Source organism: Streptomyces tailanensis (assembly GCF_008386495.1).
Lineage (GTDB): Bacteria > Actinomycetota > Actinomycetes > Streptomycetales > Streptomycetaceae > Streptomyces > Streptomyces tailanensis.
This window is the reverse complement of sequence record NZ_VTHJ01000152.1, coordinates 1-5,844: the sequence shown is the minus strand read 5'-3', so window position 1 is coordinate 5,844 and position 5,844 is coordinate 1. Positions and strand designations below refer to the sequence as shown.

Sequence of the window (5,844 nt, the reverse complement as noted above, 5' to 3'; positions counted from 1 at the left end):
CAACATGATCTTGAACGCCCTCTCTTCATGCCCGCGCACCAGCCCAGACATCGGACTCATTCGTCTAGTTGGAACCTGGTCATGAGAGTTGGAACCGGTGCGGCCGACGCCGACTAGGCTCACCACCATGTCCGAGCCAGCCCCTGACCCTCACATGCAGTCCTTGATCAACCAGCTCTGGCCGGGGGCTGTGAGAACGGTGAAGGTCATCGGGTTTGACGGAGCGGACGTCCTGGTGGAGCTTGTGGATGCCGACGGAGGGACCGAGATCGGTCGGGTTCCTCGACAGGAGGCGTCGATGCGTCGGATGGAGCATCCATCCGAGCTGTTTGAGGTCGGCCAGGAGATCAACGCCGAAGAGATCGGGCGTTGGCGCGAAGGCCAGCTTCACCTCTCCGCCAGGGCGTGCGAGATTCCGGCCTTGCGGTCCTTTCTCCTCTCGTTTGAACGAGGGCAGGTCGTCGCTGGGACGGTCTCCGAGGTTCACAACTTCGAGGTTTTCGTTCACGTCGATGGCGAACCGGACGGCCTCTGCACCGGCTTCATCCGGGTGCCGGACCTGACGTGGGGCTGGATCAACCACCCCTCCGAGGCAGTCGAAGTCGGCCAGCGGATCACCGCTGAGGTGATCATTGCCGAGACGCGCTCCGGGCAGGTCACGCTCTCGTTGAAGGCTCTGCAGGAAGATCCACTCATTCGGTTTGCGGATCAGGTCGGCCGGGTTCTCACCGGGCCGATCACCAAGATCGTTCCTTTTGGCGTGTTCGTGCAGCTTGCTCCCGACGTTGTGGGGTTCCTTCATCTTTCAGAGCTGGCTGACGAGCCGGTCGAGACCCCGGATCAGCTTGTCGATGAAGGCGAGTTGATCACGGTGAAGGTCGCCGAGGTCGACCTCCAGCATCACCGGGTGCGGCTGGGCGTTGCTGGCGGAGCGGACAGAGCCTAGCGAATGGGCATGCTGGTGCCCGATCGATCTTCTCGATGAGGGCGTCGCCGTGCTGGCATAGGAGTCCGCGTAGGGCCGTGTAGTGGTTCAGAGCGTGGGGGCGGGAGAGTTGGAACCAGGTGTTCGCCCGGCGCTGTTGCCAGGCTTGGCGAGTGTCCGGGGGCTGTGCGACTTCGACGTGCCGTGGCGCGTAGAGAGGCTCGCCGCCGGTGACATAGGCCCAGACGAACGCGGATGAGCTGTACTGAGATTTGTGGAGTCCCTGATGCCAGGGTTACGGTCCTGGCGAAGGAGATTCACCAGNTGAGCTGTACTGAGATTTGTGGAGTCCCTGATGCCAGGGTTACGGTCCTGGCGAAGGAGATTCACCAGCACCATGGCAGCACCCCGTAAATACCCGGACGAGCTCCGTGAGCGCGCGGTCCGCGAGGTCCGCGCCACCGGTCGGCCGATCGCCCACGTCGCGAAGGACCTGGGCATCCACAAAGAGGCCCTGCGCGGCTGGGTCCGCCAAGCCGAGGCCGACCGCGGCGAACGCGACGACCGGTTGACCACCGCCGAGCAGGACGAGCTCAAACAACTCCGCAAAGAAGTAGCGGAGTTGAGGCGTGCGAACGAGATCCTCAAAGCCGCCGGCGTGTTTTTTGCCCAGGAGATCGACCGTCCCCGGACGAGGCCGAGCAGGTGATGGACCACCTGCGTGGCAGAGGTCTCGGGGTCGATCCCGGCTGCCGGGTGCTGGACCTGTCGCCGTCGACGTACTTCGCCCGCAAGAAGCGGCCGACGTCGGCCCGCCGGCTCCGCGACGAGCAGCTGATGCCGCTGATCGGGCAGGTCCACACGGAATCGGGCGGCACCTATGGCGCCCGCCGGATCACCCGCGCCCTTCGGCGCAAGGGCCACGAGGTGGCCCGCTGCACCGTCGAGCGGCTGATGGCCGAGCTCGGCATCGAGGGCGTCATCCGTGGCCGGCGCCGCCGCACCACCGTCCCGGAGCCGTCGGCACCCCGCCCGCCGGACCTGGTCGACCGCGACTTCACCGCCTTGCGGCCCGACCAGCTCTGGGTGGCAGACATGACCTACGTCCGAACCTGGTCCGGCTGGGCATACGTGGCATTCGTCCTGGACGTGTACACACGGATGATCGTCGGCTGGCAGGTCGCGAACCACATGCGGACCGAACTCCCGCTGGACGCCCTGGAGATGGCGCTGTGGAGACGGAGGATCAAGAAGAACTCCGGCCTCGTTCATCACAGCGTCCGCGGGTCGCAATACGTGTCAATTCGGTATACCGACCGGCTGTCCGACATCGGCGCCTCAGCGTCGGTCGGCTCGGTCGCGGACTCGTATGACAACGCGATGGCCGAGGCCCTGAACGGCACTTTCAAGGCCGAGCTGATCGAGATGCAGGGTCCTTGGAGGGACGTCGACCAGGTCGAGCGGGCGATCTTCCAGTGGATCACGTGGTACAACGAAGAACGCCTCCACTCCGCACTCGACTCCGTACCGCCCGCCGAGTACGAGCAAGCCTTCTGGCGGAGCCAGGAGCAAGTCCCGCAGTCCGCCTGAACCATCAAGATCGGACTCTACGAAACTCGGGGCAGCTCANGCCAGGAGCAAGTCCCGCAGTCCGCCTGAACCATCAAGATCGGACTCTACGAAACTCGGGGCAGCTCAATCGTTGACCTGCGCACATGGCGGCTATGGGCAGCTCGTCGGAGTCGTCGGCCCGGGAATGGTCCGGATCTTGCTTTGCCCGGGGCGGCCGCCTGGTGGTAGCCAGCGATCGTGCTCTGCGGCAACTGCTCGTACTTCGGCCAGGCGTGGCACCGGCGGCCAACACTGCCCTGCACGCTGTTACTGCAGGGCGACGTCCGCTGGTGGCCAAGCGCTCTGACGGGACGGTCCCACTTGGCACAGGTTGGAAACGCCGTCCATACCGGTCCAGTGGGCGCAGGCGGGTCCACGAAAGCCCAGGTCAGGACGTAGAGGATGGGTGGCGTCGAACCAATCCGGCTTTGTCAGGGCCAGTTGGCGGACGTATCTCTGCGCACGCTCGGGCGCCGAGCGTGAAGGCTGCACACCCCTTGGCCAGTCGCGAAGGACTATCGGCGCCATCGGGACACCGCCCGCCCTGTTGCCCGAGCGGTGCCCCGACACGTTCCGGTCAGACGCGGCGGCGGGTGAAGCGCTGGTTGGGGTTGCCGGTGTAGGTCCACTGGGAGATGCGGGCGCCGTCGGCGGTCGAGTACTCCCAGACATCCATCGCCAGGCCGGACTCCCGGTTGACGAGGCTGATCACGCCACCACCGTGATCGACCACGCGCCACTGCTGGCTGGTGGCGCTGGTGTCGGCCTGTTGGACGACGTCTGCTCCGGTCGCGGTGCCAGTGGGCTGGAGGAACAGGCCACTGTGCAGTGCCTTGACGCGGACGTGGCCGTCGCCAGCGTCGACGAACTCGAACTGCTGGTTGGGGCGACTGTTGGTGGTCCGCTGGACGAGTTGCGCGCCGGCGGCGGTGGAGGCCCCGTTGATCTCGGCAGCCTTGCCGCTGTGCTGGGCCAGCAGGGTGTAAAGGCCCGGGCCGCCGGTGGAGTCGCCCAGCTGGGCTTCCCATTTGGTGTTGGACCCGGCCGCGTCGGCCGGGAGGCGGTCCCGTGCGGCGGTGTCGCCGTACATGGTCCAGCGGGCCCAGTCGACGACGGTCCTCGGGAAGCGCTGGTCGCTCCAGAAGCTGGTGTGGCTGCCGCCGACGAAGGTGAGGAACGCCTTGGGCCAGGTGATCTCCGAGTACGCCTGCCGGGCCGAGGAGTACTGCGTGGTCGAGTCCCGGTCGCCGTGCACGAACAGGACCTTGGCCGAGACCGAGCTGGATGGGTTGCCCATGTCCTCGCAGGACTGGGGGTTGGCGGAGATGATCCGGCTGTCGGGCCAGGAGGTCAGCAGACCGTGGGTGACCATGCCGCCCAGGGAGTGGCCCGAGACGCCGACGCCGATGCCGGTGTTGATGTGCCCGGCCAGCGGACCGCTCGCGTTGAGCGCGAGGGTGTTGGTGATGATCTGCGAGACGTCCTTGGAGGTGTTGCCGTTTCTGACGTCGTTGAAGTTGTGGTTGAAGTGCGGAGCGGGGACGATGAAGCCCGCCGAGGCCAGGGCCCGGATGATGAACAGGGAGTTCTGCGGGCTGCTTCCGAAGCCGTGGGTCATGTTGTAGACGGGGAAGACCCCGCCTGCGACCGGGGCGTCCGTCACCGGGTTGCCGCCGGGGGTGCCGGTGGCGGGGTAGTAGACGTAGGTGGTGCACGGGCGGCTGCCGCGGGTCCAGTTGTACCGGCGCACGCCGACCGCGAACGGCGTGGTCGGCGCGGTGTCCAGTGGCGCGGCGGCGGCCGGTGCCTGTCCTGCCCCGAGCAGGGACAGGCCCACGCCCGTCGCTCCGGCCGCGCTCATGCTGAGGAAGGTCCGTCGTCGCAGGGTCATGGTGACTCCTTGGGTGCGGGGATGGGTGGGGGGTTTGGCGTTCGGCTGGTCCCGTTGCCGGGTGCGTCCCGTCGGCGACAGAGGCCGACAGGTCGACGGGGCGCACGGCGCAACAGCGGGTGTGGGTGCTCCTGCCACCCGCGAGGGGCGGCAGGAGCGGCGTGCGATTGGTCGGGCGCACCGGATGTCGGGGTGAGTGTGGCCGTTCCGGTCGAACACGGCATGGTTCCCCCAGGCGCTGCCGCAGTTGTTGCTGTCGGCCACCGAGTGAGCGGGGCACTGCTGTGAAGCAGTGATGATGTCGCCGGTGCCGTCGTGGCTCGGCGGTGCGACGTCGGTGAAGCAGGCTATGAGGTGGTCAAGTCGGGTTCGCCGTGGCTGGGCATGACGTCGATGACCGCCGTGACCGGTCCTGTGCGGGTCATCCCGGTGATTGTCACCTCACCCGGCCTGTCGGTCGCGCCAGGTGGCAACGGCTGCCAGCGGACGGGTACACGGGTGATCGTGTTGTTGGCGGTGGTGAGCATGCGGATGGAGGAGGGCAGCTTCGGGGCGGCCCCCACCATGGTGCCGGTGTAGACGGTGTCCTGGAGGATGTGCTTGGCGCGGCTGGCGTTGAAGACGTTGATGGACGCGTGCGGCTCCCACGTGTTCGCCAGCCCGGGCACGGCCCGGAACATCGGCTGGTAGCCCGCCGGCTCCCACACCAGCACACCTGAACCTCGGTTGTCGACCACGTCGTTGGCGGCCTGGAACACCCTACGGATCGCGTCCGCCTGCCCCTGAATGGTTCGCGGGTACGGCGAGTTGGGCAACGGCGAGCCATCGCCGCCCGAGGCGGGGTAGGCGGTTTCGGCGATGTCGATTTCGTAGCCGGGGTAGGTGGTGGCCATGGTGTTCAGGTTGAGATCCAGCGCCTCGGGCGTACCGTGCCATTCCGGGTAGTACGAGATGGCCAGCACATCGGGGCTCTGGCCCTTTGCCTTCACCCGAGTGAGGAACTGGTGCCAGAACTCCATGGTTTTGGCGAGCCGGTCCTTGCCGACAATCACGTGTATCTCGACCTTGGATGTCGGTGACGCGTCGCGGACGGCCTTGATCCCGGCCGCGGCCAGGGTGGTGAACCGGTCCCACGACTGGTCGTAGAGCTGCTGCTCCACCGGGTCGGTTGACCGCCAGTACTTCCACAGCAGGCCGCCGCCGGGCTTGGACTGGTAGATATCGGCCTGGTCGACGAAATACGGCGGATTCGTCGTGCCGATGTGGGCCGCCTCGCTGCCGTACATGAACCCATTGATGATCTCGTTGCCGACGGCCACCTTCTCCGGCGTGGTGCCCTGCTGGATCAACCGGTCCAGGTAGTCGGCGGTGAAGTCGTACACGGTCTGGGACAGGTCCGCGAACTCCAGCTCGGCCC

The 5,844-nt window shown here is 66.6% G+C and carries 4 protein-coding genes; 2 read left to right on the top strand and 2 right to left on the bottom strand.

The features are described from left to right. Nucleotides 1–127 precede the first annotated feature (127 nt). Both F3T56_RS45600 and F3T56_RS45595 read left to right on the top strand, forming a co-directional pair. On the top strand, nt 128–946 hold the full coding sequence (locus F3T56_RS45600) for a S1 RNA-binding domain-containing protein (protein ID WP_246204870.1): 819 nt from the start codon (nt 128–130) through the stop codon (nt 944–946). 376 nt (nt 947–1,322) lie between these two features. Continuing rightward, nucleotides 1,323–2,515 (top strand): IS3 family transposase gene (locus tag F3T56_RS45595; protein WP_425473757.1). Its coding sequence is split into 2 segments (ribosomal slippage): nt 1,323–1,587 and nt 1,587–2,515, totalling 1,194 coding nucleotides; the frame shifts between segments, so codons are not numbered across the junction. 598 nt (nt 2,516–3,113) lie between these two features. Here F3T56_RS45595 and F3T56_RS45590 read toward each other — a convergent pair. Both F3T56_RS45590 and F3T56_RS45585 read right to left on the bottom strand, forming a co-directional pair. Next, nucleotides 3,114–4,427, bottom strand: a complete 1,314-nt coding sequence (locus tag F3T56_RS45590; protein ID WP_149831335.1) for an RICIN domain-containing protein — start codon at nt 4,425–4,427, stop codon at nt 3,114–3,116. Nucleotides 4,428–4,774: 347 nt separating this feature from the next. Beyond that, nucleotides 4,775–5,844: glycosyl hydrolase 53 family protein (locus F3T56_RS45585; RefSeq protein WP_172639496.1), on the bottom strand; the 1,070-nt coding region annotated here is incomplete at its 5' end.

Coding starts and splice junctions, on each gene's coding strand:
- F3T56_RS45600 (WP_246204870.1), top strand. CDS start 128: ATGTCCGAGCCAGCCCCTGACCCTCACATGCAGTCCTTGATCAACCAG.
- F3T56_RS45590 (WP_149831335.1), bottom strand. CDS start 4,427: ATGACCCTGCGACGACGGACCTTCCTCAGCATGAGCGCGGCCGGAGCG.